The following is a 26,393-nucleotide window of genomic DNA, read 5'->3' as shown; positions in this document are numbered from 1 at the left end:
CTTAGCGGCCAGCGTAGGTATTCATGCCCGGGAAGAAGAAAGCCACTTCCACGGCAGCGGTTTCCGGAGCATCGGAGCCATGCACGGCATTGGCGTCGATGGATTCGGCAAAGTCGGCGCGGATGGTGCCCTTCTCGGCCTTCTTCGGGTCGGTGGCGCCCATCAGCTCACGGTTCTTGGCGATGGCGTTCTCGCCTTCCAGGCACTGGATCATGACCGGACCGGAGGTCATGAAGGAAACCAGATCCTTGAAGAAGGGGCGCTCTTTGTGCACGGCATAGAACTGGCCGGCTTCCTGCTCGGACAGCCAGGTCATGCGGGCGGCGATGACCTTCAGGCCGGCTGCTTCAAAACGGGAATAAATCTGGCCGATGACGTTCTTCTTGACGGCGTCCGGTTTGATGATGGAAAGGGTGCGTTCGATAGCCATGGGTTTGCTCCGAGAAAGCTAGTCAGTTGAAAAACGGACAATTTTAGCAGACTCCATCGCCTGGCGTCCGCTTCACCGTCCAGCGGGCTTTTCGACCGGCAAGCGGGCGAGAGGTTCGCGCAGCAAGGCGAACTGACGCGGCGCAACATACTGCAGCAGTTCCTTGCCATCGCCATCGACGACGACATCCAGCCCCTTGTCCGGATAGAGCAGATGCACCCGTTTTTCGGACACTGCCAGACGCTCGCCGGGCGGGCCGAAACGCTGGATCACCGTCGCCTCGTCGAGATTGACCGTCGGAATGACGCTGATCGCCCGCACCGGCATGCCGTCGACGGCGGCCAAATCATCGGGGTGCAGGGTGATCTTGCGGGTCGTGCTTTCCATGTGCTGCGCTTTCAGCGCCCGTTCCCGCATGGCGACAATCGCCGCTTCCGGTGCATCGACCGTGACGATGACGCGTGCCAGCACAAAGCCGAGCGACACCTGGGCGTAATAGCCCTCCAGCGCACCCGTTTCGTTGGGTTCGGCAATGATCGCAACGTCGATTTCCTGCCCCAATTTCTGCCGCACCTCGCTCAGGGTACTGACCCCCGGTTGCAGACCGAAAACCTTGCTGCCCCCCTGGCCATCGACCTCCACCTGCCAGGGCAGATTGGCGTTTGGATCGACGCCCTCCTGCTTGGCCACGTCGGGAATCAGGAAGGGAACGATCAGGGCGAGCAGGATCAGGGCGATGATGGAGAGGGCAAATTTCATGGTGTTTCGAGCTTGAGAACAGGCGGTGGATTGTGCCATAGCGCCCGGTCGCAAAAAAAACCCCGGTACGCGACCGGGGTTTTTCGGATCAGGGGGAAAGCAGCTTCAGAGCATGCCCAACTGCTGCGGTAGCCACAGCGACAGCCCCGGCCAGTAGGTGACCACACCCAGGAAGACCAGCATTGACAGCAACCACGGCCAGACAGCAATGGTCAGTTCGGTAATGCCCATCTTGGTGATGCCGGACGCCACGTACAGGTTGAGACCAACCGGCGGATGGCACATGCCGACCTCCATGTTCACCACCATCAGGATGCCGAAATGCACCGGATGGATGCCCAGCGCCGTCGCCACCGGGAACAGGATGGGGGCGAAGATCAGCACGATCGACGACGGCTCCATGAAGTTACCGGCGAGCAGCAAGATGACGTTGACCGCGAGCAGGAAGGTGATGACGCCGAGGCCATTGCCCAGCATCCAGTCGGCCAGCGCCTGCGGGATGTTCTCGTTGGTCATGATGAAGGAGAACAGCACGGCGTTGGTGATGATGTAGAGCAGCATCGCCGACATGTTGGCCGAGTTGAGCAGCACCTTCGGCACGTCCTTCAGGCCCATGTCCTTGTAGATGAAGACCGCGACGATGAAGGCATAGACGGCCGACATGGCAGCGGCTTCGGTCGGCGTGAAGATGCCGGAGTAGATACCGCCCATCACGACGACGATCAGGAAGAGACCCCAGACGGACTTGCGGAAACTGTCCCAGCGCTGCGCCCACGAGGCTTTCGGCTGACGCGGGTAGTTGAACTTGCGGGCGCGGTACCAGGTGACGCCGCCGAGCGTTGCCGCCAGGGCCAGGCCCGGGATGACGCCAGCCATGAACAGGGCGCCGACCGAGGTATTGGTCGCCACCGAGTACATCACCATGACGATGGACGGCGGGATCAGGATGCCAAGCGCCCCGGAGGTCGAGATCACCCCGGCACCAAAGCGGTTCGGGAAGCCTGCCTTGACCATCGCCGGCAGCAGGATCGAACCGATCGCCACGACAGTCGCCGGGCTGGAACCGGATACCGCCGCGAACAGGGCGCAGGCCAGCACACCGGCCAGACCGAGACCGCCATACCAGTGACCGACCATCGACGTGGCGAAGTTGATCATCCGTTTCGCCACCCCGCCGTGGGTCAGGAAGTTGCCGGCCAGGATGAAGAACGGGATGGCCATGATCTCGAACTTCTCGATACCGGTGAACAGCTTGAGTGCCACGGACTCCAGCGGCACCTGCGTCATCGTGAACAGGAAGGTCAACACGGTCAGGCCGAGCGAAATCGAGATCGGCATGCCGGTCAGCATGAGGACAGCCAGCAGGCTGAAAATTACCAGGGCGTTCATTGCTGGTCTCCTTGCTTGTCTTGCGACTGACGACGCTCACCGTGCCGGCGCTCACCCTCATCGTGGCCGGACTGGCCCTGACGACGTTCGTCACCGCTGCGGCGTTCACCGATTTGCGTGTGCTTCAGGTCATGCATGTGCAGGTTGTCACCCATGCCATACACATCAACATCGACCGGCAGTGGGGCTTCTTCGTCTAGGCCATCGACATGGCCGTGGTCGTGGTGCGGCAATTCGCCAGTCTTCAGGAAGCCGACCGTGACCTGCAGGAAGCGGAAGCACATCAGCGACGAACCGAGCGGAATGGCGCTGTAGACGATCCAGGTCGGCCATTCCAGGTCGGGCGTGATCGGCCCTTCGAACAAGCCTTCCTGCTCGATGCCGAAGAAGGTGTAGAACGCATAGTGGGCGCCGTTTTCCCAGACGAAGGTGGCGCCAAGCGTGGCGACGATGCCGGTGAACAAGGCCCCGGCGAGCAGGCCGAAAACGATGAACTTGCCGCGTTTCGAGTCATCCAGACGATTGATCAGCACATCGACGCCGACGTGGATGCCGGTGCGCACGCCATAGGCAGCGCCGAACTTGGCCATCCAGACGAACATGATGATGCACAATTCCTGCGCCCAGCTGAAATTGAGGCTGAGCAACCAGTCCTGCAGGCCGGGAATTTCGACCCCGGCCAGATAGCGGTGTGCCACCGAAACGAAGATGATCAAGGTCGCCGCGCCCATCAGGAAGGTGACCAGCAGTTCTTCGAGGTGGTTAAGTGCTCTGTTTAACATGAGAGTTCCCCCGATTGAATGACGGGGGCCGCAGCCCCCGTCGTTATATTTTCAGGCCAGCTTGGCGTTACAGGCTGTCCGGCTTGAAGCCGATATCGCGATACACCGCCTGGATGGTTTCCTTGCCGACACGGCTTTCCATCTTCTGATGCACCGGCACCATCGCCTTCTTGAAGGCCAGGCGCTCTTCCTTGGTCGGCACATAGACAGCCGTCTTGCCGCTCTTCTTCACGGCTTCCAGCGAGCTGTCGTTCTCGACCTTGGCGATCTGGTTGGCGTAGCGGGTGGACTGCTCCATCGCGTCTTCCAGTTGCTTGCGGATATCCGCCGGCAGGCCGTCCCAGAACTTCTTGTTCACGATGACTGCGTAGCCCAGATAACCGTGGTCGGTCAGGGTCAGATGCTTCTGCACTTCATGCATCTTCTGGGTGTACAGATTGGAGATCGGGTTCTCGGTACCGTCGACCACGCCGGTCTGCAAGGCCTGATAAACTTCGGAGAAGGCCATCACCTGGGGCATCGAGCCAACCGAACGCATCTGTTCCTCAAGCACCTTGGAGGACTGAATGCGCATCTTCTTGCCCTTGAGGTCGGCCGGGGTCTTGATCGGCGAATTGGCCGAGAAGGACTTGAAACCGTTGTCCCAGAAAGCCAGACCACGGATGCCCTTGGGCTCCAGCTTGGCCAGCAACTGCTTGCCGACGGCGCCGGTGGTCACTTTGTGCAGGTCGTCGTAGCCATTGAAGATGAACGGCAGGTCGAAGACCTCGAATTCCTTGACGCCGAGCGGGCCGAACTTGGCCAGCGACGGGGCGAGCATCTGCACGGCACCCAGTTGCAGCGCCTCCATTTCTTCCTTGTCCTTGTACAGCGTCGAGTTGGCGTAGACCTCGACCTTGACCTTGCCACCGGTCAGTTCGGCCGCCTTCTTGGCGAACATCTCGGCTGCCTTGCCCTTCGGGGTATCGGCCGCCACGACGTGGCTGAACTTGATGACGATCGGCTGCTGGGCATAGGCCCCCAGCGAGATGGCGCAGGCGAACAAGCCAACCAGCAAATTAGAAATTTTCATATCTCTCCTCCAGGCAATGGGTCGTTTAATTACGACTGGAGCAAAGTATTACCAAAGGCGTAACCATCGAATATTGTGGAAAACCACAGTAGCGACCCACAAACAGAAACCGCCGGACTGGCCGGCGGTTTGTGGTATCGCGAGGAAACGATCAGTGGTGCTCAACCACCGGGCGCGGCACATGGGGAATCATGATGTCCGGCGCGTCGTCCAGTACCAACTCCGGATGATCCGCCTCGTCGGCAGTTTCATCGTTGAGCACGGCGTTCATGCGGTCGACATCCAGCGCCTTGCACCATTTGGCAACAACCAGCGTGGCGACGCTGTTGCCGATGAAATTGGTCAGGGCGCGGGCTTCCGACATGAAGCGGTCGATACCGAGAATCAGCGCAAGGCCGGCCACCGGCACGGTGCCGACGGCAGACAAGGTAGCAGCCAGCACGATGAAGCCGGAACCCGTGACGCCAGCCGCCCCCTTCGAGGTCAGCAGCAGGATGACGAGCAGCGTGATCTGCTGCGACAGATCCATCGGCGTATTGGTTGCCTGGGCAATGAACACGGCGGCCATGGTCAGGTAGATCGAAGTACCGTCCAGGTTGAACGAGTAGCCGGTCGGCACGACCAGACCGACCACCGACTTCTGGGCACCGGCGTTTTCCATCTTGGCCATCAGGCGCGGCAAGGCAGATTCCGACGACGAGGTGCCGAGCACCAGGAACAACTCTTCCTTGATGTACTTGATCAGCTTGATGATCGAGAAACCATGCACCTTGGCGATGGTGCCGAGCACACCGAGAATGAAAACGACGCAGGTCAGGTAGAAGGCCCCCATCAGGTTGGCCAGCTGCACCAGGCTGCCGACGCCGTGCTTGCCGATGGTGTAGGCCATGGCACCGAAAGCGCCGATCGGAGCGACCTTCATGATCACGCCGACGATACCGAACAGCACGTGCGACAGCTTTTCGATCAACTCGAACACCGGCTTGCCGCGCTCACCAAAGGCGTGCATGGCGTAGCCGAAGAGGATGGAGAAGAACAGCACCTGCAGCATGTCGCCCTTGGCGAAAGCATCGACCACGCTGGTCGGGATGATGTTCATCAGGAACTCGGTGGTTGACTGCATCTTACCCGGGCCGACGTACTTGTCGATGCCCTTGGTGTCGAGCGTGCTCGGATCGACGTTCATGCCGGCGCCCGGCTGCCAGAGATTGACGATGATCAGGCCGATGACCAGGGCGATGGTGCTGACCACTTCAAAATACAGCACGGCGTAGCCGCCGGTCTTGCCGACCTTCTTCATGTCTTCCATGCCGGCGATGCCGACGACGATGGTGCAGAAGATGATCGGGGCGATGATCATCTTGATCAGCTTGATAAAGGCATCGCCGAGCGGCTTCATGTCGGCGCCGGCTGATGGGTAGAAATGCCCGAGGGCGACGCCCAGCGCGATGGCGATCAGAACCTGCACGTACAGACTGTGGAATATCGACTTCCTGGCCATGAATACTGTCTCCGAAATGGCGGATGAAATTATCGGGGCGCAGTATCTTCAGTTCGGCCGGGGGCGGCCATTGTGGCTATCCGAATTGTGGATAACCACAATCGGCCCGCCGGGAAAAACGTGAGGTACCATTTTCGCCATGATCACCCCGTTCGCCTCCCCGCCGGGCAACCCACGCCATATACGCTGGCTGCTCGCCCTGCCCAAGTTCGGCATCATCCTTCTGCTGACCGCGCTGCTCGCCCTGCTCTGGCTGCTCCATCGCAACGAAATCGAGGAGGAGCGTGCCGCGCTGATCAAGGACGTGTTGTGGCTGGAACAGAACCTCCAGTTCCACCTCAACAGCAACGAGGAACAACTGCAGCAGTTGTCGATGGACATGAACACGCTGTCCGACAGCCGCAAGGTCTTTCGCCTGCGCGCCGAACACATGCTGCGCAATTCGCCGGAAATCGCACAAATCCTGTGGCTCAGCCCTGACCGCAAGGTGATCGACGCCCTGCCCTCCACCGCCCCGCCCGAGCAGGAAATCGAAACTTTTGGCCCCTCGTCGATCGGCAAGGCTTTCGACCTCGCCCTCCACATCGGCAAACCACACTACAGCGACCCCTTCTTCCTGGAGGGCAACCGGGCTCATGTCGAACTATTGGTACCGATCCATGGCGAAGGCCAGCAGATATCCGGCATGCTGGCGCTGCTCTATCCGCTCGACACGCTGTTGGCCAATCAGGTGCCCTGGTGGTTCACCGAGAAATACAAGGTCGAGATCATCGACGACAACGAGCAACTGTATGCCGCAAAGACACGGATCGAAGGCAATGGCGACCAGCGCTACGTGATCCCGTTCGACCCGCCGGGTGCCGGCCTGCAACTGCGCGTCACCAGCTATCGGACCCCGGACAATTCCGTGCAGCGCTCGTTGGTCGCCGCCATCGTTCTGCTGGCTGCCGGGGTTTTCTGGAGCCTGTGGCTGGTTCGCGACCTGATGAAGAAGCGCAGCCGGGCCGAGGAAGCCCTGCGTTCCGAGCATGCCTTCCGCGCCGCGATGGAGGATTCGCTGACCGTCGGCATGCGCGCCCGCGACCTGCAGGGCAAGGTCGTCTATGTCAATCCCGCCTTCTGCAAGATGACCGGCTTCAGTGTCGACGAACTGGTCGGCGCCACGCCGCCCATGCCCTACTGGGCGCCGGAGCAGTTGGAAGAGAGTTATGCCATGCACCAGACGGTGCTGGCCGGCGAAGCACCGCCCGATGGCTTCGAGATGACCTTCATGCGCAAGAATGGCGAACGCTTCAACGCCCTGGTCTATGAAGCCAAGCTGATCGACGGCAACGGCAAGCACACCGGCTGGATGGCTTCGGTGCTCGACATCACCGAACGCAAACGGGCAGAAGAACTGGCCCGCCAGCAGCAGGAGCAACTGCAATTCACCTCGCGCCTCGTGACCATGGGCGAAATGGCGTCCACCCTCGCCCACGAACTGAATCAGCCGCTGGCCGCCATCGCCAGCTACAACACCGGCTGCCTGAATCTGCTGGCTAACGGCCAGGCACAGCCGGAAGATCTGCGTAGCGCACTGGAGAAGATCAGCACCCAAGCCCAGCGGGCCGGCAAAATCATTCGCCGGGTGCATGATTTCGTGCGCAAGAGCGAACCGAAACGCGCCCCCTGCCAGCTTGGCGATGTGATTGAGGACTGCATCGGTTTCATCGAGGCGGAGGCGCGCAAGCACCATGTCCGCATCGAATGCGACACGCCGCCCGAGTTGCCGGTTCTCGCTGACCGCCTGCTGCTCGAACAGGTCCTGCTCAACCTGATGCGCAACGGCATGGAAGCGATGGCCGGTACGCCCCCCGCCCATCGCGTGCTGCGCATCGGTATTGCTTCGAGCGCCAGCGAACTGTGCATCAGCGTCAGCGACAATGGCTGCGGCATCCCGCCCGAAGCGCGAGACAAGCTGTTCATCGCCTTCTTCACCACGAAACCGGAGGGCATGGGTATCGGCCTGTCGATCTGCCGTTCGATCATCGAATTCCACCGCGGCCGCCTGTGGACCGAGGACAATCCCCACTCGCCAACCGGAAGCGGTACGATATTCCGCTTCACCCTGCCCCTGGAAAGCGCATGAGCACGCCCCAAGCCTATCTGGTCGACGACGACGAAGCGATCCGCGACGCCCTCTCCTGGCTGCTCAAATCGCGCGGCATCCCGAGCAGCAACTTCGCCTCCGCTGAAAGCTTCCTGGACGCCTGGCACAAGGACATGCGGGGCTGCATCGTGCTCGACATGCGGATGACCGGCATGAGCGGCCTGGACTGTTTCGACCAGCTCGGCGAGCGCCAGTCGACCCTGCCGGTGATATTCCTGACCGGCCACGGCGATGTACCGCTCGCCGTCGCCACCTTGAAGAAAGGCGCCTTCGACTTCTTCGAAAAGCCGTTCAACGACAACGAGCTGGCCAGCCGGGTCGAGGAAGCCATCGCCCTCGATACCCGGCAGCGCGAAGCCAGCGCCACCGTCGATTCGGTCAAGGCCCGGCTGGCCAGCCTGACGACGCGCGAGCGGCAGATCATGGACCTGGTGCTCGCCGGCAAGTTCAACAAGGTCATCGCCGACGAACTGAACATCAGCATGCGCACCGTCGAGGTGCATCGCGCCAACCTGTTCGACAAGATGCAGGTCAAGACGGCGGTCGAACTGGCCAACCTGCTCAAGCCCGGATAAGCCACCGGCCTGTTGCGAAACACTCCGTTCCAGCCGCTTGCCCGAAGATCACGGAGCGGCGAATGCTTCCCTAAGGCTTTTTTTTTCGCTAGCATCACGCCAACTTTTCGGTCGCCGTTCCGGCGCAGCCTGTTCCATACCCCATCCCACGAGGAAACCATGAGCGAGCACATCCATTACGTCACTGACGACACCTTTGAAGCCGAAGTGCTGCAGGCGCAGCAGCCGGTTCTCGTCGACTACTGGGCAGAATGGTGCGGCCCGTGCAAGATGATCGCCCCGATCCTCGACGAAGTCGCCGCTGAGTATGCCGGCAAGCTGAAGGTCGCCAAGGTCAATATCGATGACAACCAGGCCACGCCGGCCAAGTATGGCATTCGCGGTATCCCGACCCTGATGATCTTCAAGAACGGCAACATCGAAGCGACCAAGGTCGGCGCCCTCTCCAAGTCGCAACTCGCTGCCTTCATTGACAGCAACCTGTAATCTCCCGTAGTCTCCTGGCCTGAAGGTGCGCTCTGCATCTTCAGGCAGACGCGACGAGGCTCACTGCTACCGTCCGGCGTCCCTTCCCTCCCCTGGCTCTTCGTCATTGCGCCCCGTTCGGGCCTCTCGCCCGTTTCTCAGCCGGCGCCACACATTCCCTCATGCAACTTTCCGAACTCAAGACATTACACGTCAGCAAACTGCTCGACATGGCGACCGAACTCGCCATCGAGAACGCCAACCGCATGCGCAAGCAGGAGCTGATCTACGCCGTCCTCAAGGCCAAGGCCAAGAATGGCGAAACCATCCATGGCGACGGTACGCTGGAAGTGCTGCCCGACGGCTACGGCTTCCTCCGCTCGGCCGACACGTCCTACTTGGCCAACCCGGACGACATCTACGTCTCGCCCTCGCAGATCCGCCGCTTCAACCTGCGCACCGGCGACACGATCGAGGGTGAAATCCGCACCCCGAAGGACGGCGAGCGCTACGTCGCACTGACCAAGCTGGACAGCATCAACGGCTTCCCACCGGAAGCCAACAAGAACAAGATCATGTTCGAGAACCTGACGCCGCTTCACCCGACGCGTCATCTCAAGCTCGAGCGCGACATCAAGTCGGAAGAGAACATCACCAGCCGCGTCGTCGACATGATCGCGCCGATCGGCGCCGGCCAGCGCGGCCTGCTCGTCGCCCCGCCGAAGTCCGGCAAGACCGTGATGCTGCAGAACATCGCCCACGCCATCACGGCGAACCATCCGGATGTCGTGCTGATCGTGCTGCTCATCGACGAGCGCCCGGAAGAAGTCACCGAAATGACCCGCACCGTCAAGGGCGAGGTCGTCGCCTCGACCTTCGATGAACCGGCCACCCGCCATGTCGCTGTCGCCGAGATGGTCATCGAGAAGGCCAAACGCCTGGTCGAACACAAGCGCGACGTGGTCATCCTGCTCGACTCCATCACCCGCCTGGCACGCGCCTACAACACCGTGCAGCCGGCTTCCGGCAAGGTGCTGACCGGTGGTGTCGACGCCAACGCCCTGCAGAAGCCCAAGCGCTTCTTCGGTGCCGCGCGCAACATCGAGGAAGGCGGTTCGCTGACCATCCTCGCCACCGCGCTGATCGACACCGGCTCGCGCATGGACGAGGTGATCTACGAGGAATTCAAGGGTACCGGCAACTCGGAAATCCACCTTGACCGCCGCATGGCCGAGAAGCGGATGTACCCGGCGATCAACGTCAATCGCTCCGGCACTCGCCGCGAAGAGCTGCTGCTCAAGCCGGATGTGCTGCAGAAGATGTGGGTGCTGCGCAAGCTGTGCTACCCGATGGACGACCTCGAAGCGATGGAGTTCCTGCTCGACAAGGTCAAGTCCACCAAGGGCAACGCCGAGTTCTTCGACGCCATGCGTCGCGGCTAAGCCCGTCGCCAACAAAAACATTGCAAGCCCGCGATTTTTTTAGGATAATCGCGGGCTTCTCAGATCGGCCACATCCGCCGGTCGCTTGATTTAAGGACACAAGATGAAAGCCGATACCCACCCGAATTACCACGACGTCGCTGTGACCTGCTCCTGCGGCAACACCTTCACGACCAAGTCGACCATGGCCAAGGACACCTTCCACATCGAAGTGTGCGCTGCCTGCCACCCGTTCTACACCGGCAAGCAGAAGATCGTCGACACTGCCGGTCGCGTCGAGAAGTTCAACCAGAAGTTCGGCGCCATGCGCGGCAAGGCTGCTGCCTGATCGGCTTGCATTTCGCCATCGACAAAGGCAGCCTGAGGGCTGCCTTTTTCTTTGCCGGCTGCCATGTCTGAATTCCTCCCTCTGCTCCGCCGGGGCATCCGCCTGCCGCCGTCGGGCTGGATGCTCGCCGGCATGCTGGCCTTCTACGTGCTGGCCGGCCTGTTCGGCCGCGACCCGTGGAAGGGCGAGGATGCCGTGCACATCGGCGTGGTCTGGCACATGCTGCACCATGCCGACTGGCTGTCGCCCGACCTGGTCGGCCGGGCCTTCCACGAGCCGCCACTCTATTACTGGAGCGCCGCGCTGACCGGCAAGGTCTTCGGCTGGCTGCTCCCCCTGCACGAAGCGATCCGCCTGGCCAGCGGCATCTGGGTCACGCTGGCCCTGATGGGCCTCTATTACGCCGCCCGCGAGTTGTACGGCGAGGAATCGGCCGCCGCCAGCCCGCTGCTGCTCGCCGGCTGCGCCGGGCTGCTCTTCCATGCCCACGACGCCCAGCCGATGCTGATCGCGCTGGCCGCCTACGGGGGCGCCCTCGGCGCTCTCGCCGCAATTGGTCGCAAACCTCGTCTGACCGGCATCTTCTACGGCCTGGCGGTAGCCGGCTGCCTGCTTGGCACCGGCATCGCCCCCACCCTGCCCCTGCTCGCCATCGCGCCAGTTGCCTGGTGGCTCTCGCCCGATCGCCCGAAGGCCCTGCACACCCTGCTTATCGGCCTGGCCATCGCGACCGTGCTGATCCTGCCCTGGCCCCTACTGCTGCTCAGCCTGGAGCCAGCACGCTTCCACGGCTGGCTGGCCACCGAACTGGCGCCCCTGAAAACCCCCTTCTCGATCAGCGGCCTGGGCCGTTTCATGAGCATGGCCCCGTGGTTTGCCTTCCCGGCCATGCCGCTCGCTGCCTGGACGCTGTGGACACGCCGCCACAATCTGGCTGCCGCCAACCTGCTGCTGCCCCTCACTTTCCTCGTCATCACCCTGCTGATGCTGGCCTGGGCCTATCGCCCGCGCGAAATCCCCTCGCTGCTGTTGTTACCGGCCTTTGCGCTGCTCGCCACCCCCGGTTCGCTGACCCTGCGCCGCGGCGCCGCCAGCGCCTTCGACTGGTTCGCCATGACCACCTTCAGCCTGTTCGCCGTCGTGGTCTGGATCGGCTGGTCGGCCGGTATGCTCGGCTGGCCGGCCAAACTGGCCGAACGCGCCCTGGTGCTGCGCCCCGGTTTCGTCGGCCAGATCCATGTGCTGGCCATCGTTATTGCGCTGGCAGCCAGCATGTGGTGGCTGTGGCTGATCGTTACGGCGCCGCGCTCACCCTATCGCAGCCTGACGCACTGGACGCTCGGCTTCACCACGCTGTGGCTGCTGGCGACCAGCCTGGTATTGCCCTGGTTCGATTATGGCAAGACCTATCGCCCCGTCGCCCAGGCTGTCGCCCGGGCCCTGCCCGCCAACCACGGCTGCCTAGCCGAACGCAGCCTGAGCGACACGCAACTGGCTTCGCTGGCCTATTTCGTCGGCATCGAGCCGGTCGCCGAGAACTCAGCGGCCGGCCGGGCCTGCGACTGGCTGCTGGTGGTCGGTGATACGCGACGCGAACTGGCTGCGCCGAGCGGCGAATGGAGCAAGGTCTGGGAGGGCAGTCGGCCGGGCGACCGCCGGGAGAAATTCCGGCTTTACCGGCGCTGATCCGGCACGGGGCTTCTACCTCCCTCCATCACACCAGCCACAGCCTTGCTGCACAGTGCGAAGAACCAGGAGGCGAAGCCCGTCAGTTCCCGAATCAGGCATCCCCACCGCGCAGGAAATGAGCGCGGTAGTACTTCAGTTCCTCGATCGACTCATGGATGTCGGCCAGCGCGGTGTGCTTGCTCTTTTTCTTGAAGCCCTTGTAGATCTCCGGCTGCCAGCGCTTGCACAATTCCTTCAGGGTGCTGACGTCGAGGTTGCGGTAATGGAAAAACGCTTCCAGCGTCGGCATGTAACGCGCCATGAAGCGGCGGTCCTGGCCGATGGAATTGCCGCACATCGGTGAATGGCCGGCCAGCGAATACTTCTTCAGGAATTCCAGTGCGGCGGCCTCGACGGCAGCCTCGTCCAGGGTCGACGCCTTGACCTTGTCGATCAGGCCGGAACGGCCGTGCGTTTTCTGGTTCCAATCGTCCATGGCAGCCAATATCGCGTCGGACTGGTGCACCACCCAGGCCGGCGATTCGGCGACCATTTCCAGTTCGGAATTGGTGACCACCATCGCCATCTCGATGATGCGGTCGCCATCCGGGTTGAGGCCGGTCATTTCCATGTCCAGCCAGACGAGGTTGTTTGCATTGCCTGCCATATAATTGCCCGATTCCTTGAAAACCCCGATTTTCGCACAGCTTCCCCCGACCTTCGTGACCCAGGACTTCACCCAGATATTCCTCGCCTGCTTCGCCTTGACGCTGGGCATCCGCCTCTGGCTCAAGCGCCGCCACATCCGTTTCATCGCCAGCCATCGCGAGCAGGTGCCGGTTGAGTTCGCCGAGCGCATCACGCTGGACAGCCATCGCCGGGCAGCCGATTACACCATCGACCGCAACAAGGCCGCCGTGCTCGGCATCGCCATCGACGCCGGCCTGTTGCTTGCCCTGACGCTCGGCGGCGGTCTTGCCGCCTTGCACGCTTTCTGGGCGCCGCGTCTCGATGGGCTGTTCTACGGCCTGGCCATGATCTTCAGCCTGATGCTGATCTCCGGCCTGGTCGACCTGCCGCTGTCGCTCTACCGCCAGTTCGTCATCGAGGCGCGGCACGGCTTCAACCGGATGACACTCGGCCTGTTCTTCGCCGATCTGCTCAAGCAGTCGCTGCTCGGCGCCCTGATCGGCGCTCCGGTCATCCTCGCCGTGCTCTGGCTGATGGGCGCCATGGGCGATCTCTGGTGGCTCTATGTCTGGCTGTTCTGGTCGGCCTTCAACCTGCTGCTGATGTTCGTTTATCCGACCTGGATCGCACCGCTCTTCAACAAGTTCGTACCGCTTGAGGAAGGCGACATGAAGGCCCGCGTCGAAGCCCTGCTGGCCCGTTGCGGCTTTCGCTCCTCCGGCCTGTTCGTGATGGACGGCTCGAAGCGTTCCAGCCACGGCAACGCCTATTTCACCGGCTTCGGCGACAACAAGCGCATCGTCTTCTTCGACACCCTGCTCACCCGCCTCGACCCGCCCGAGGTGGAAGCCGTACTCGCCCACGAGCTCGGCCACTTCCGCCGCCGGCATGTCGCCAAGCGCCTGGTCATGATGTTCGCCGGCTCGCTGACCTTCCTCTGGCTGCTCGGCCAGTTGATCGACGCACCCTGGTTCTACGCCGGGCTCGGCGTCGATGCGCAGAATACGGCGCTGGCCCTGATCCTCTTCTTCCTGGTCATGCCAGTCTTCACTTTCCCACTGACGCCGCTGATGAGCACCCTGTCGCGGCGCCACGAATTCGAGGCCGATGCCTATGCCGCCGAGCATGCCGCCGCCGACGACCTCATCCGCGCGCTGGTCAAGCTCTACCGCGACAACGCCGCGACGCTGACACCCGACCCGCTGCATTCGCTGTTCTACGATTCGCACCCGCCGGCAGCGCAGCGCATCGCCCACCTGCAACAGCAGGGAAGCCGGAGCTGATGGACGGCCGCGTCATCGCCGCCCACGGCCGGCAATATGTCGTCGAACTGGCCGATGGCAGCCGGCTCTCCTGCTTCCCGCGCGGCAAGAAAAGCGAGATCGCCTGCGGCGACCGGGTCGATATCCAGCGCACCTCGGACGACCAGGGGGTCGTCGAGGCGATCCAGCCGCGCACCAGCCTGCTCTACCGCTCCAACGAAATCCGCCAGAAGCTGATCGCTGCCAACGTCGATCAGATCCTGATCGTCGTCGCCACCGAACCGGGCTTTTCCGACGAACTGGTGACGCGCGCCCTGCTCGCCGCCGAGAGCGAGGAAATCGAGCCGCTGATCGTGCTCAACAAGTGCGACCTGGCCGACAAGCTGCCCGCTGCCCGCCAGCGGCTGGCCGTCCTCGCCGGGCTTGGCTATCGCGTCATCGAACTCTCGGCCCGCGATCATGCCGAAGATCTTCGCCCCTGGCTGGTCGGCAAGACCAGCGTGCTGGTCGGCCAGTCGGGCATGGGCAAATCGACGCTGGTCAATGCGCTGATCCCCGAAGCCCAGGCGGCGACCCGTGAAATCTCGCAGGCGCTCGACTCCGGCAAGCACACGACGACGCACGCCACGCTCTACCATCTCGACACCACGAGCGACCTGATCGATTCGCCCGGCCTGCAGGAATTCGGCCTCGGCCATCTCGATCGCCAGGAAATCGAACTGGCCTTCCGCGAATTCCGCCCCTACCTCGGTCAGTGCCGCTTCCGCGACTGCCGGCATCATCGCGAACCGGGCTGCGCACTGACTGCCGCGCTGGCCGAAGGCCGGATCGACGCCGGGCGTTTCGCAATCTACCAACGCATCGTCGGCCTGCACAACGGCAGCTGACCGGGCATCCTGCTGGCATCGTCAAAATGCGAAGTTGGCAATATTCCTGCCAGGCAGTGATAATTCTCGCAATTTCGCCACTGACGGGCGATTGACCGATATCCATGGATGACCGCCAACCGACCCTGCTAATCGTCGATGACACGCCCGAGAACCTCAGCGTTCTGGGCGAATCGCTGCAACCCTATTTCCGCGTGCGGGCCGCCAATTCCGGGCGCCGCGCCCTGCAGATTGCCAGGGGTACGCCGACCCCGGACCTCATCCTGCTCGATGTGATGATGCCGGAGATGGACGGTTACCAGGTGCTGGCCGAACTCAAGGCTGCGGAGCACACACGCCGGATTCCGGTCATCTTCGTCACCGCCATGGATGGGACGGCCGACGAGGAACGCGGCCTCGACATGGGCGCCGTCGATTACATCACCAAGCCGATCCGCCCCAGCATCGTGCTGGCCCGGGTTCGCACCCAGCTCGAACTGAAGGCGGCGCGCGACCTGCTGAGCGACCAGAACGCCTTCCTCGAGGCCGAGGTCGCCCGCCGCATGCACGAGAACCAGCTGATCCAGCAGGTCAGCATCCACGCCCTGGCCCGCCTGGCCGAAACGCGCGATCCGGAAACCGGCAAGCACCTGCGCCGCACCCAGGAATACGTGCTCACCCTGGCCAGGCGCCTGGCCGATCACCCGCGCTTCAGCCACTACCTCGACCAGAAGACCATCGACGCCCTTGTCCAGTCCGCTCCGTTGCACGATATCGGCAAGGTTGGCATTCCCGACCATGTCCTGCTCAAGCCGGGCAAACTCACGCCGGACGAGTGGGAGATCATGAAAACCCACGCTGAGCTCGGCTGCAACGCCATCGCCCAGGCCGAAGCCGATGCCGAGAAGCCGGTCGGCTTCCTCGCCATCGCCAAGCTGATCGCCCGTTCGCACCACGAAAAATGGGATGGCAGCGGTTACCCGGATGGCCTGGCTGGCGACGACATCCCGATTGCCGCCCGCCTGATGGCGCTGGCCGACGTTTTCGACGCGCTGACCTGCAAGCGCATCTACAAGCCCGCCTTCTCCTTCGACGACGCCTACCGCATCATCGTCGACAGCCGCGGCCAGCATTTCGATCCGGACGTCGTCGATGCCTTCGTCCACGATATCGAAACCTTCAAAACCATCGCCCGCACCTACGCCGAGTAGGGTATCGTCTCCCCGAACCTGCTCCCCCCGAAGCCTGATGCCCATGTCGACCACCGCCCCCCTCGGCAAGATCATGACCCGCGAGGTGCGCAGCCTGCCACCGGGCGCCACGCTGCGCGACGCGGCACGGCTGATGGCCGGCGAGCACATCTCCAGCCTGCTCGTCGTCGCCGATGGCAAGCCACTCGGCATCCTGACCGAAACGAACATCGTCCGCGCGCTGCATGACCGCCGGCGGGGCGACACGCCCGTCGAGGCAATCATGTCGGCACCGCTGATCACCGCGCCCGCCGACCTCGACCTGCTCAGTGCCCGGCAGCTGGTCGAGGAAAAGGGAATCCGCCACCTCGTCATCACCGATGGCGCAGGCCGGCTGACCGGCATCGTCAGCGATACCGATTTCCGGCTGCACCTCGGCAGCGCCGCCTTCCGCCACTTGCGCACCCTGGAAGGCATCATGGATCGCAAGATCCCGCACCTGGCGCCGGATGCCCGGCTCGACGAGGCCATCGCGCGCATGCTGGAAGATGGCGCCGATTACCTGATTGTCAGCGAAGGCGACCGCCCGCTCGGCATCCTGACCGAGCGCGACGTGCCGCGCCTGCTCGACCGTTTCGCCGAGCCGCACGACATACCGCTCGGCCAGGCGATGACCGCCACGCTGCGCAGCGTGCCGCTCGATACCTCGGTGACCGGCGCACTCGAGGTGATGAATCGCTTCCGCCTGCGCCACATGGTCGTCGTCGATACCGACGGACGGGTCGCCGGGGTGATCAGCCAGCGCCGGCTGTTCGAGCAACTGGCCATTGAGCGTCTGGAAAACGCCCTGCAAAGCGTCCAGCTCGAACGCGACCGCCTGCGCCTGGAAACCCACCTCAAGCTGGCACTCGACATCGGGGGCGCCGGCAGCTGGGAATATTCCTACGACACCGACCGCCACACGCTGAGCGAGGGGGTTCTGCGCATCCTGGGCTGCCCGGCCGAGGCGGCCCCGCGCTCGCTGCAGGACTGGGTCGACCGCGTGCATCCAGACGACCGAGCCCTGCTGGGTGCCGCCCTCGAACGCGAACAGAAGGCGGAAACCCCCGCGCAGCGCCTCGAATACCGTATCCGCCACGCGGACGGGCACTGGATCTGGATCGAAGACCACCGCTGTGTCACCGAGCGCAAGGCCGACGGCAGTCCGCGCATCCGGGCCGGCGTCATGAACGACATCACCGCCCGTCAGGAAGACCGCCGCCAGATCAACCGCCAGAACCGGGCCCTGCGCCTGATGAACGGTATCGCGCAGGCGCTCGTCCGGCATACCGACGAGCCCTCCATGCTGACCGAGGTATGCACGGTGATCGTCGAAATCGGCGGCTACCGCATGGCCTGGGTCGGCAACGTGCAGCACGATGCCGAAAAACGCATCCCGCCGGTCGCCTACTCCGGGATGGCCGATGACTACCTGCGCGGCCTCACCGTCACCTGGGCTGACGAACCGCATGGCCGCGGGCCGAGCGGCCGGGCCGTGCGTTCCGGCGTACCGAGCATCGTGCGCGACATCGAGTGCGATGCCAGCTTCGCTCCCTGGCTGGCCGCCGCCAGGCGGTGTGGCTTCCGGTCGACCATGGCGTTGCCGCTGCATGCCGACGGCGGCGTGATCGGCGTGATGAATCTCTACTCGACCGCCGAGGACGCTTTCGACGACGAGGAAATCGCCCTTCTCGGCAACCTGGCCGGCGAGATCGCCGTCGGCATGAGCATGCTGCGCTCCCGCCAGATTCTGGCTCGCAACGAGGCGATGCTGCTCGAGGCCCAGCGCCTGGCGCGCATCGGGCATTTCACCTTCGATGCGGTCACCGATACCCTGACCGGCTCGCCGACGCACAACGAAATCCTCGGCGTACCGCCTGGCGAACTCATGGATACGCAGAGCTGGCTGGCCGTGGTGCATCCCGAAGACCGCGAGCGCACCGCTGCCTATTCGCGCGACCACGTTTTCCGCGGTCGCCAGCCTTTCGACAGCGACTACCGCATCATCCGGCGCGACGACGGCGAAGTGCGCTGGGTGCGCACCGCCGGCCAGCTGGAGATCGGCCCGGACGGCCGGGTCAGCCGCCTGTTCGGCACCAGCCAGGACATCACCGAACGCAAGCTGTTCGAGGAAAAACTGAGTCAGAGCGCCGCAGCGCTCAGTGAGGCACAGGCCATCGCGCACCTCGGCAGCTGGACGCTGGACATCGGCCACGACAAACTGGAGTGGAGCGACGAGGTCTATCGCATCTTCGGCCGGCCGCACGGCGAAGCATTGCGTATCGCCGACTTCATCGCCTGCATCCATCCGGAGGACCGTGAGCGGGTGCTGGCTGACTGGCAGGCCGCCCTCGGCGGCAAGCCCTACGACAGCGAGCATCGCATCGTGGTCGGCGAAGCGACGCGCTGGGTGCGCGAGCGGGCGCATATCCGCTTCGACCAGGATGGCCGGGCCATATCAGCAGTCGGTACCGTTCAGGACATCACCGAGCGCCGGACGGCCGAAGAACAGTTGCGCAAGCTGTCGCTGGCCATCGAGCAAAGCCCGCACAGCATCGTCATCACCAATACCGTGCCGGAGATCGAGTACGTCAATGCGGCTTTCATGCGCAACACGGGCTACACGCTGGCCGAGGCGGTCGGCAAGAACCCGCGTATCCTGAAATCCGGCCGGACCCTGAGCGGCAATTACGACAACCTCTGGCAAACCCTGGCGCGCGGCGAGATCTGGCAAGGTGAGTTCATCAACCAGCGCAAGGACGGCACGATCTACGAGGAACTGGCGATCATCTCCCCGGTCCGCCAGCCGGACGGGCGGGTCACCCACTACCTCGGCATCAAGGAAGACATCACCGAGAAGAAGCGCATCCAGAAGGAACTGGAACACTATCGCCACCATCTCGAGCAACTGGTCGACGAACGTACCGTGCAATTGATGCGCGCCAAGGAAGAGGCGGAATCGGCCAGCCGGGCGAAGAGCACCTTCCTGGCCAACATGAGCCACGAAATCCGGACGCCGATGAATGCCATCATCGGCCTCACCCACCTCGCCCAGCGCCACGCCGGCGACCCCGAACAACAGAAGCGCCTGCAGAAAGTCGGCGATGCGGCACATCACCTGCTGTCGATCATCAACGACATCCTCGACATTTCGAAAATCGAGGCCGACAAGCTGCAACTCGAAGATACCGACTTCTCGCTCGTCAAGACCTGCCAGGCGGCCTGCGAACTGGTCGCCACCCGCGCCGAGGCCAAGCGCCTGCCGGTACGCTGGCATTTCGACCCGGCCATCCCGGACACCTTGCGCGGCGACCCGATGCGCATTCAGCAGATTCTGCTCAACTTCCTGTCCAACGCCGTCAAGTTCACCGAGCGCGGCCAGATCGACCTGCATACCCAACTGCTGGCCCACGATGAGAACAGCATCACCATTCGCTGCACGGTGAGCGATACCGGGGTCGGCATTCCGGCGGCCAACATTCCCCGCCTGTTCATCCCCTTCGAGCAGGGCGACAGCTCGACCACCCGGCGCTACGGCGGCACCGGGCTCGGCCTGGCGATCAGCCAGAGGCTGGCCAAGGCCATGCAGGGGGAAATCGGCGTCGACAGCACGCCAGGCCAGGGCAGCACGTTCTGGTTCACCGCCCGGCTCAAGGTGGCCAGCGCCACGCCCCAAGCCCATGCCGTCCGCCTGCCACCGGCCCACCACCGCCAGGGTGCCCGGGTGCTGCTCGCCGAGGACAACCCGATCAATGCCGAAGTCGCCTGCGACCTGCTGCAGGGTGCCGGCCTCAAGGTCGATCTCGCCCGTCATGGCGGCGAAGCGCTCGAGCTGGCCCGCCAGCAACGCTACGACCTGGTCCTGATGGACATGCAGATGCCGGTCATGGACGGCATCGAGGCTACCCGGCAACTGCGCACCCTGCCCGGCTGGAACCGGGTGCCGATCCTGGCCATGACAGCCAACGCCTTCGATGAGGACCGCCAGGCCTGCATGGCGGCCGGCATGAACGACCATATTTCCAAGCCGGTATCACCCGACATCCTGTACGCCACGCTGGCCCGCTGGCTGCCCCTGCGCCGGGAGCCCCAGGCGTCGGAAGGCGAGCAGGCGCGCATCAGCGTCCTCGACAACATCACCGGGCTGGACAGCAGCGCCGGCATGCATGCGGTGCGCGGCAAGGTGGATACCTACCTCCGCCTGCTCGCCAAGTTCGCTGAAACGCACAATGGCGACTTCGACCTCATTCGCCGCACACTGGCCGACAACAACCGCGACGAAGCGCGTCGTATCGCCCATTCGCTGAAAGGCGTCTCGGCCACCCTCGGCGCGACCTTCATCAACCAGGCCGCAATCACCCTTGAACTGGCCATTCTCGACGGCGAGCCGACCGCCGCGCTGCAGCCCCTGATCGACCGCGCCGAAGAGGCCTACCACGCCCTGCACAGCCAGCTCGCCGCCATCCAGGAAAACGCCCAGCCACCGGCCATCGCCATTGATGTGACGGCGGCCCGGGCCCTGCTACAGGAAATCCGGCACGAACTCGAGCACGGCGACATGAGCGTCCAGGAACGCGTGCGCGTCCATGCCGAGACGCTGAAGCAACTGCTCGGCCCGCGCTTCAGCGAATTCGACAACCTCGTCTCATCCTTCGCTTTCGAAGACGCCCTGGTCTTGCTTGATCAGGCTGGCTGAGCCGCCAAGGCGGCTTGTAGCAAATCGTCACCGCGGTCGCCAACGTGCCGCGGGTCTGGCTGCACAGTGAGGGGTGATCGGCGAGCCCCCGGAGGCACGCAGTTCCGGCATTCACGAAATTCGCGTTTCATCCGCCATCCAACGGTTTGGGGGAAGGGGGAACGAAGCACTCAGCGTAGGCGGCTATCACCCAGCCAGCGCAGCATCCCGGCAGCCGCCACCCGGCCACTGGCCAGGCAGGCGGTGAGCAGGTAGCCACCGGTCGGAGCCTCCCAATCGACCATCTCGCCGGCACAGAAAACGCCCGGTTTGCCGCGCAACATCAGGGCCTCGTTCAGTGCAGCAAAACGGACCCCGCCGGCGGTGCTGATCGCCTCGTCGAGCGGACGGGCTGCGACGACCGGCACCGGTAGCGCCTTGATCGCGGCGGCCAGCAAGGCCGGCGCAGCAAGGGTTTCCGGCGGGCACAATTCGCGCAGCAGGGCAGCCTTGACACCTTCGATACCAGCCCGCCGGCGCAGGTGGTTGGCCAGCGTATCGCGGCCGCGCGGCCGGGCCAGGTCGGCCGCCAGGCGCTCGACGCTGCGCCCCGGGGCCAGGTCGAGCATGAGTGCGGCATGGCCGTCGTGCGCCAAGGCATCGCGCAGGGGAGCCGACAAGGCGTACACCAGGCCGCCCTCGATGCCGGTGGCGGTGATGTTGAATTCACCCTGCCGGGACTGGCCGGCACAGGTGGCAACCACCGGCTTGACCGGCTGGCCGGCAAACCGCTCGCTGAAAAACGGCGACCACGCGACATCGAAACCGCAGTTGGCCGGCTTGAGCGGCGCCACCTCAATGCCCGAATCGCACAGCACCGGCACCCAGGCACCATCCGAACCCAGCTTGGCCCAACTGCCGCCGCCCAGCGCGAGGAGGGTGGCAGCTGCCTGGACAACGATCTCGCCGTCCGGTGTGGCGAAGCGCAACCCCTCACCGGACCAGCCCAGCCAGCGGTGACGAACATGAAAGCGGACCCCCTGGCTGCGCAGCCGATGCAACCAGGCACGCAGCAGCGGCGCCGCCTTCATCCCGCTCGGAAAGACGCGCCCCGAAGTGCCGACAAAAGTGTCGATGCCGAGGCCGTGGATCCAGTCGCGCACGGCGGTCGGACTGAATTCTGCCAACCAGGGCGCCACCTGCCCGGCCCCTGCCCCGTAGCGGCCGACGAAATCGGGCAGCGGCTCGGAATGCGTGATGTTCATGCCGCCCTTGCCGGCCATCAGGAACTTGCGGCCAACCGAGGGCATGGCGTCATAGAGATCGACCGCCAGGCCGGGAAGCGCCGACAGCACCTCGGCGGCCATCAACCCGGCCGGGCCGCCGCCGACGATGGCGATACGTGTGTTCATGGGTGAGGCCTTTGTGATACGACATCTTCGCCGCAGAGGTGTGGAAGGCGCAGCGATGCACGAGGAAAAGCAAAAGCCGTTTTGGCCATTGCCCTTCCTCGGTGTTCCCCTGTGCCTCTGCAGTGAAAAACGCACTCCCGCATCACCCGGCCCCCTTCCGTGATTCGATGGCAGCCAAGAGTTCCCTCGGCATGTCTTCCTCTTCGATCGGGAAAACGGTCACCGCCACTTCCGGCTCGGCCCCGCCCCCGCCGAGGATGATGCCGCGCAGCGGCGAGATGTCGGAAAAATCGCGGCCGAAGGACAGCGTGATGTGCTCGGTATCGGGCAGCAGGTTGTTGGTCGGGTCGAAATCGACCCAGCCGTATTCGCTGCCCGGCACATAGACCGAAACCCAGGCGTGCGAGGCGTCGGCGCCGATCAGGCGGGGCTTGCCGGGTGGCGGCCGGGTCAGCAGGTAGCCGCTGACATAGCGTGCGGCAAGGCCCAGGGCGCGCAGGCAGGCGATCATCAGGTGGGCGAAATCCTGGCAGACGCCGCGCTTGTTTTCGAGCACGTCGAGGACCGGGGTGGATACCGTGGTCGCCTCCGGATCGAAGGTGAATTCCGTAAAAATCTTGGCCATCAAGGCTTGAACGCAGAGCAGGAGCGGCTTGCCGGGTGGAAAGCAATCGGCGGCGTAGTCGGCCAGTTCGTGCTTGATGCGAACGTGCGGGCTTTCGAACAGGAAGCGGGTAGCGTCGAGGTCGGCCGGCTGCGGGTCAGTCGCGTCGTAGGCCAGGCGGTCGCGCACCGCCTCCCAGGGCGGTGAATTTTTCAGATCGCCTGGCAGGTGCGGCTCGACGGCGATGGTCATCACCGAGCGAATGAGCAGACTATCATGCGGCGCATGGAAGGCGACCCAGGTCACCGGATTGCCGAACGCATCGAGGCCATCACGCCGCCAACTGGGGGTTGGCTCGATATCGACGCACTGCTCCTCGACCTGCTGCCAGGCCAGGATGCGCGGCGACAGGTGCAGTTGCTGCTGCGACAGCGAAACCGGGCTGCCGTAGTCGTAGCGGGTTTCGTGCAGGACGTGGTAACGGACGGCGGGCATGGTCATAGCGCCATCGTCTGCCGGCTGACATCGCCGACGTGGGTGAAGTAGCGCATGCCCAGCCAATCGGACAACTGGCCAGCAGCGGTCTGGAGATCACGCAGCAGGCCGGCCAGTTCGCTGCAGGGCGCGCTGGCAAAGCCGCGGCTGTAGGGCAGATGCTCCAGCTTTCCCAAATCGAAGGCGCGCAGGCGCTCGATGGCCTCGGCCAGTTCGCCATCGAAATCGGCGCCCAGTTCGCGGCCCATGCGCTCCAGGTAGCGGGTCAGCACGCCGGCCTGGAACAGCACGCCGTGCGGGTTGCTGTCGTCGAAGACCAGCAGATCGATGACCGGCAGCAATTCCGGCGAGCGGGAATAGCGCGAACGGTAGGTGATGATCGAATCCATCAGGTCCAACAGCCAGTCGAGAGACTCGGGGCCGCTTGCCGATTCCATGGTCAGGAACTGGGCGAGGGACTGCGCCAGAAAGGACAGGCGTTCCAGGCGACGGCCGATGATCAGGAAACGCCAGCCGTCGTCACGCGTCATGTTGTCCATGGCGAAACCGGTCAGCGACGACGACACGCCGAGCACACGGTCGAGGAAGGCGATGGCCTCGGTCAACGTCGGATGCTTCTTCAAAGCCGCCTGCTGGTCGCGCTGCAGGCGGTTCAGCGAATGCCAGTGGTCGAGCGACAGCCGTTCGCGCACATGCGTCGCCGTCCACATCAGGCTGCGGATGTTGCCGGCCAGGCTGCCCGGCTGGTCGGGGTTGTAGATAGCTTCGAGCAGCACGTGCTCGCTGCCCTCCTTGACCGGATCATCCTCGTCCGGCTCGGGCAGAACCCCGACATGTCGGGCCAGGGCCATGGCCGCGATGACGGCCGGCGTCTTGCCGCCCCCGGCCACCACGACACGGCCCAAGGCAACGCGCAACATGCGCGCGCTGTCGTCGAAGCGCTCGGAATAGCGGCCGAGCCAGAACAGGTTTTCGACCACCCGCGACGACAGGTTGGCCCCGGCCCGTACCAGGTCGCGCACGCCAACCGACGGCTTGAGCAGCGAAAAGTCGCTGACCGGGCCGTTGGTCAGCACCCAGGTGTCCTTCGAGGCACCGCCGCGCTGCATCGAGAGGATGCGCGTGTCGCCAGCCGTACCAACCCGCGCCAGCCCGCCGGGCATGACCGAATAGCCGTCCGGCGTGGTCACCGCATAAGCGCGCAGGCCGACCGGCCGGGCGAGCAGGCGGCGTTCGTGGGCGCGGCTCCAGGTCGGTGCCTGCGACAGGTGGACCATTTCCTGGGCGACGTAGGCATGTGGGCGGGCCTCGATGCGGCGCAGAATTTCCGCCCGCTCCTCGCCCTTCACCTCATGGCCGAACACCGGCTCCATGTGCTGGGTCGGATAGGCCGGCTTGATGACCAGTTCGTCGAAATGCTTCTTTACATACTCCAGCGCGGGCTTCTCGCCACACCACCAGGTCGCCACCGACGGCATCATCAGCTTCTCGCCAAGCAGGCGTTCGCAGATGGCGGGCAGGAAACCCATCAGGGCGCCGGAGCCGAGCAGGCCGCTGCCCAGTGCGTTGGCGATGACCACCCGGCCGGCACGCGCCACATTGAGCAGGCCGGGCACGCCGAGTGCCGAATCGCCGCGCAGTTCGAGCGGATCGCAATAGCTGTCATCCTGCCGGCGCAGGATCACGTGCACCCGCTTCAGGCCGCGCAGGGTCTTCAGGTATACCGTGTCGCCGCGCACCGTCAGATCCTGCCCCTCGACCAGCGGGTAGCCGAGGTAGCGGGCCAGGTAAGCGTGCTCGAAATAGGTTTCGTTATACGGCCCCGGCGTCAGCAGGACGATGTGCGGCTGCTCGTCACCCTCGACCGGCGCCAGCGCCGTGAGACCTTCCTGCTTGGCGCGGAAGAAATCGGCAACATGCTGGACGCGCAGGTCGCGGAACATTTCGGGGAAGACGCGCGACACGATCAACCGGTTTTCCAGGGCGTAACCGGCTCCGGAAGGCGCCTGCGTACGGTCGGCAATGACCCACCACTGGCCATTCGGCGAGCGCGCCAGGTCGACGGCGTAGCTGTGCAGCCAGATGTCGCCGGGCGGCTTGATGCCGTGGCAGGGCCACAGGTAGCCGTGCTGGCCGTAGACCAGCGCCGGCGGCAACAGCCCCTCGGCGAGCAGCGTCTGCGGCCCGTAGAGGTCGGCCAGCATGGCATTGAGCAGGGCCGCGCGCTGCGCCACGGCTGCCGACACCTCGGCCCATTCCTCGGGCGGGATGATCAGCGGCACGGGGTCGAGCGCCCACGGCCGGTCGGCGCCGTCCGGTGCGGCGTAGACGTTGTAGGTGACGCCGTTTTCGAGGATGCGGCGGTCGACGAATGCCAGGCGCTGGCGCATTTCGTCCGGCGCCACCGCATCGAGGTGGGAGAAGAACTGCTGCCAATGCGGACGGACAGCCCCATCCGCCGACATCATTTCGTCGTAACGGCGGGCGCTATGGGGGTAGATGGCGAGAAGGGTGCGGGCCATGGAGCCGTCTGTCATGCGCCGCGGCCGGAATCAGCGGATTTCCGGCCAGAAACAAGCGCACATCGGGGGCGAATCGGG

Annotated in this window: 20 protein-coding genes; 10 read left to right on the top strand and 10 right to left on the bottom strand. The window is 64.1% G+C overall.

The window, feature by feature from the left end; translation table 11 throughout:
• Position 1 precedes the first annotated feature (1 nt).
• From ndk to K420_RS0110410, 6 genes are all read right to left on the bottom strand, one after another.
• Complete coding sequence (ndk, locus tag K420_RS0110435) at positions 2-430, bottom strand: nucleoside-diphosphate kinase (RefSeq protein WP_027458011.1); 429 nt, start codon at positions 428-430, stop codon at positions 2-4.
• 72 nt (positions 431-502) lie between these two features.
• A complete protein-coding gene (locus K420_RS0110430) occupies positions 503-1,189 on the bottom strand; it encodes a hypothetical protein (RefSeq protein WP_027458010.1) in 687 nt (228 codons plus the stop codon).
• A gap of 105 nt (positions 1,190-1,294) precedes the next feature.
• On the bottom strand, positions 1,295-2,578 hold the full coding sequence (locus tag K420_RS0110425) for a TRAP transporter large permease (RefSeq protein ID WP_027458009.1): 1,284 nt from the start codon (positions 2,576-2,578) through the stop codon (positions 1,295-1,297).
• The gene (locus K420_RS0110420) at positions 2,575-3,360 is read right to left on the bottom strand and encodes a TRAP transporter small permease (protein ID WP_027458008.1); all 786 of its coding nucleotides are present in this window, start codon (positions 3,358-3,360) and stop codon (positions 2,575-2,577) included. Before K420_RS0110420 ends, K420_RS0110425 begins: the two co-directional genes overlap by 4 nt.
• Positions 3,361-3,427: 67 nt before the next feature.
• Positions 3,428-4,432, bottom strand: a complete 1,005-nt coding sequence (locus K420_RS0110415; RefSeq protein ID WP_027458007.1) for a TRAP transporter substrate-binding protein — start codon at positions 4,430-4,432, stop codon at positions 3,428-3,430.
• A 151-nt stretch (positions 4,433-4,583) separates the two neighbouring features.
• On the bottom strand, positions 4,584-5,933 hold the full coding sequence (locus K420_RS0110410; protein WP_027458006.1) for a dicarboxylate/amino acid:cation symporter: 1,350 nt from the start codon (positions 5,931-5,933) through the stop codon (positions 4,584-4,586).
• A 139-nt stretch (positions 5,934-6,072) separates the two neighbouring features.
• Here K420_RS0110410 and K420_RS0110405 point away from each other — a divergent pair, with 139 nt between their 5' ends.
• The 6 genes from K420_RS0110405 to K420_RS0110380 all read left to right on the top strand — a co-directional run bounded on the left by K420_RS0110405 (position 6,073) and on the right by K420_RS0110380 (position 12,578).
• Positions 6,073-8,061, top strand: coding sequence for a PAS domain-containing sensor histidine kinase (locus tag K420_RS0110405; protein WP_051453073.1), 1,989 nt, complete (start codon positions 6,073-6,075; stop codon positions 8,059-8,061).
• Positions 8,058-8,657, top strand: a complete 600-nt coding sequence (locus tag K420_RS0110400; RefSeq protein WP_027458004.1) for a response regulator transcription factor — start codon at positions 8,058-8,060, stop codon at positions 8,655-8,657. The genes K420_RS0110405 and K420_RS0110400 overlap by 4 nt, the downstream gene beginning before the upstream one ends.
• Positions 8,658-8,816: 159 nt before the next feature.
• The gene (trxA, locus tag K420_RS0110395; RefSeq protein WP_027458003.1) at positions 8,817-9,143 is read left to right on the top strand and encodes a thioredoxin TrxA; all 327 of its coding nucleotides are present in this window, start codon (positions 8,817-8,819) and stop codon (positions 9,141-9,143) included.
• Between the two features lie 161 nt (positions 9,144-9,304).
• Entirely contained in the window at positions 9,305-10,564 is a 1,260-nt protein-coding gene (rho, locus tag K420_RS0110390; RefSeq protein ID WP_027458002.1) for a transcription termination factor Rho, read from the top strand.
• A gap of 103 nt (positions 10,565-10,667) precedes the next feature.
• Positions 10,668-10,892, top strand: coding sequence for a 50S ribosomal protein L31 (rpmE, locus tag K420_RS0110385; protein WP_027458001.1), 225 nt, complete (start codon positions 10,668-10,670; stop codon positions 10,890-10,892).
• Positions 10,893-10,955: 63 nt separating this feature from the next.
• Positions 10,956-12,578 (top strand): ArnT family glycosyltransferase, encoded by a 1,623-nt coding sequence (locus tag K420_RS0110380; protein ID WP_027458000.1) that lies wholly within the window; start codon positions 10,956-10,958, stop codon positions 12,576-12,578.
• Between the two features lie 94 nt (positions 12,579-12,672).
• On the opposite strand, the gene orn is transcribed toward K420_RS0110380, so the two are convergent.
• Complete coding sequence (gene orn, locus K420_RS0110375; protein WP_027457999.1) at positions 12,673-13,227, bottom strand: oligoribonuclease; 555 nt, start codon at positions 13,225-13,227, stop codon at positions 12,673-12,675.
• Between the two features lie 16 nt (positions 13,228-13,243).
• On the opposite strand from orn, the gene K420_RS0110370 reads away from it, so the two are divergent.
• From K420_RS0110370 to K420_RS19735, 4 genes are all read left to right on the top strand, one after another.
• Positions 13,244-14,533: a M48 family metallopeptidase gene (locus K420_RS0110370; RefSeq protein ID WP_408605867.1), complete on the top strand. Its 1,290-nt coding sequence runs from the start codon at positions 13,244-13,246 to the stop codon at positions 14,531-14,533.
• Positions 14,533-15,399 (top strand): ribosome small subunit-dependent GTPase A, encoded by an 867-nt coding sequence (gene rsgA / locus K420_RS0110365; protein ID WP_035854723.1) that lies wholly within the window; start codon positions 14,533-14,535, stop codon positions 15,397-15,399. The genes K420_RS0110370 and rsgA overlap by 1 nt, the downstream gene beginning before the upstream one ends.
• Positions 15,400-15,503: 104 nt before the next feature.
• Positions 15,504-16,589, top strand: coding sequence for an HD-GYP domain-containing protein (locus K420_RS0110360; protein ID WP_027457997.1), 1,086 nt, complete (start codon positions 15,504-15,506; stop codon positions 16,587-16,589).
• Positions 16,590-16,626: 37 nt separating this feature from the next.
• Complete coding sequence (locus K420_RS19735; protein ID WP_051453072.1) at positions 16,627-21,303, top strand: PAS domain-containing protein; 4,677 nt, start codon at positions 16,627-16,629, stop codon at positions 21,301-21,303.
• A 170-nt stretch (positions 21,304-21,473) separates the two neighbouring features.
• On the opposite strand, the gene K420_RS0110350 is transcribed toward K420_RS19735, so the two are convergent.
• The 3 genes from K420_RS0110350 to K420_RS0110340 form a co-directional block, all read right to left on the bottom strand.
• Positions 21,474-22,694 (bottom strand): TIGR03862 family flavoprotein, encoded by a 1,221-nt coding sequence (locus tag K420_RS0110350; protein ID WP_027457996.1) that lies wholly within the window; start codon positions 22,692-22,694, stop codon positions 21,474-21,476.
• 142 nt (positions 22,695-22,836) lie between these two features.
• The gene (locus tag K420_RS18700) at positions 22,837-23,793 is read right to left on the bottom strand and encodes a transglutaminase family protein (protein ID WP_088177842.1); all 957 of its coding nucleotides are present in this window, start codon (positions 23,791-23,793) and stop codon (positions 22,837-22,839) included.
• Between the two features lie 2 nt (positions 23,794-23,795).
• The gene (locus K420_RS0110340) at positions 23,796-26,315 is read right to left on the bottom strand and encodes a circularly permuted type 2 ATP-grasp protein (protein ID WP_027457995.1); all 2,520 of its coding nucleotides are present in this window, start codon (positions 26,313-26,315) and stop codon (positions 23,796-23,798) included.
• Positions 26,316-26,393 lie beyond the last annotated feature (78 nt).

This window comes from Dechloromonas agitata is5, assembly GCF_000519045.1.
Taxonomy (GTDB): Bacteria; Pseudomonadota; Gammaproteobacteria; order Burkholderiales; family Rhodocyclaceae; genus Azonexus; species Azonexus agitatus.
This window is presented reverse-complemented; position numbering and strand designations above follow the sequence as displayed.

Coding starts and splice junctions, on each gene's coding strand:
- ndk (WP_027458011.1), bottom strand. CDS start 430: ATGGCTATCGAACGCACCCTTTCCATCATCAAACCGGACGCCGTCAAG.
- K420_RS0110430 (WP_027458010.1), bottom strand. CDS start 1,189: ATGAAATTTGCCCTCTCCATCATCGCCCTGATCCTGCTCGCCCTGATC.
- K420_RS0110425 (WP_027458009.1), bottom strand. CDS start 2,578: ATGAACGCCCTGGTAATTTTCAGCCTGCTGGCTGTCCTCATGCTGACC.
- K420_RS0110420 (WP_027458008.1), bottom strand. CDS start 3,360: ATGTTAAACAGAGCACTTAACCACCTCGAAGAACTGCTGGTCACCTTC.
- K420_RS0110415 (WP_027458007.1), bottom strand. CDS start 4,432: ATGAAAATTTCTAATTTGCTGGTTGGCTTGTTCGCCTGCGCCATCTCG.
- K420_RS0110410 (WP_027458006.1), bottom strand. CDS start 5,933: ATGGCCAGGAAGTCGATATTCCACAGTCTGTACGTGCAGGTTCTGATC.
- K420_RS0110405 (WP_051453073.1), top strand. CDS start 6,073: ATGATCACCCCGTTCGCCTCCCCGCCGGGCAACCCACGCCATATACGC.
- K420_RS0110400 (WP_027458004.1), top strand. CDS start 8,058: ATGAGCACGCCCCAAGCCTATCTGGTCGACGACGACGAAGCGATCCGC.
- trxA (WP_027458003.1), top strand. CDS start 8,817: ATGAGCGAGCACATCCATTACGTCACTGACGACACCTTTGAAGCCGAA.
- rho (WP_027458002.1), top strand. CDS start 9,305: ATGCAACTTTCCGAACTCAAGACATTACACGTCAGCAAACTGCTCGAC.
- rpmE (WP_027458001.1), top strand. CDS start 10,668: ATGAAAGCCGATACCCACCCGAATTACCACGACGTCGCTGTGACCTGC.
- K420_RS0110380 (WP_027458000.1), top strand. CDS start 10,956: ATGTCTGAATTCCTCCCTCTGCTCCGCCGGGGCATCCGCCTGCCGCCG.
- orn (WP_027457999.1), bottom strand. CDS start 13,227: ATGGCAGGCAATGCAAACAACCTCGTCTGGCTGGACATGGAAATGACC.
- rsgA (WP_035854723.1), top strand. CDS start 14,533: ATGGACGGCCGCGTCATCGCCGCCCACGGCCGGCAATATGTCGTCGAA.
- K420_RS0110360 (WP_027457997.1), top strand. CDS start 15,504: ATGGATGACCGCCAACCGACCCTGCTAATCGTCGATGACACGCCCGAG.
- K420_RS19735 (WP_051453072.1), top strand. CDS start 16,627: ATGCCCATGTCGACCACCGCCCCCCTCGGCAAGATCATGACCCGCGAG.
- K420_RS0110350 (WP_027457996.1), bottom strand. CDS start 22,694: ATGAACACACGTATCGCCATCGTCGGCGGCGGCCCGGCCGGGTTGATG.
- K420_RS18700 (WP_088177842.1), bottom strand. CDS start 23,793: ATGCCCGCCGTCCGTTACCACGTCCTGCACGAAACCCGCTACGACTAC.
- K420_RS0110340 (WP_027457995.1), bottom strand. CDS start 26,315: ATGGCCCGCACCCTTCTCGCCATCTACCCCCATAGCGCCCGCCGTTAC.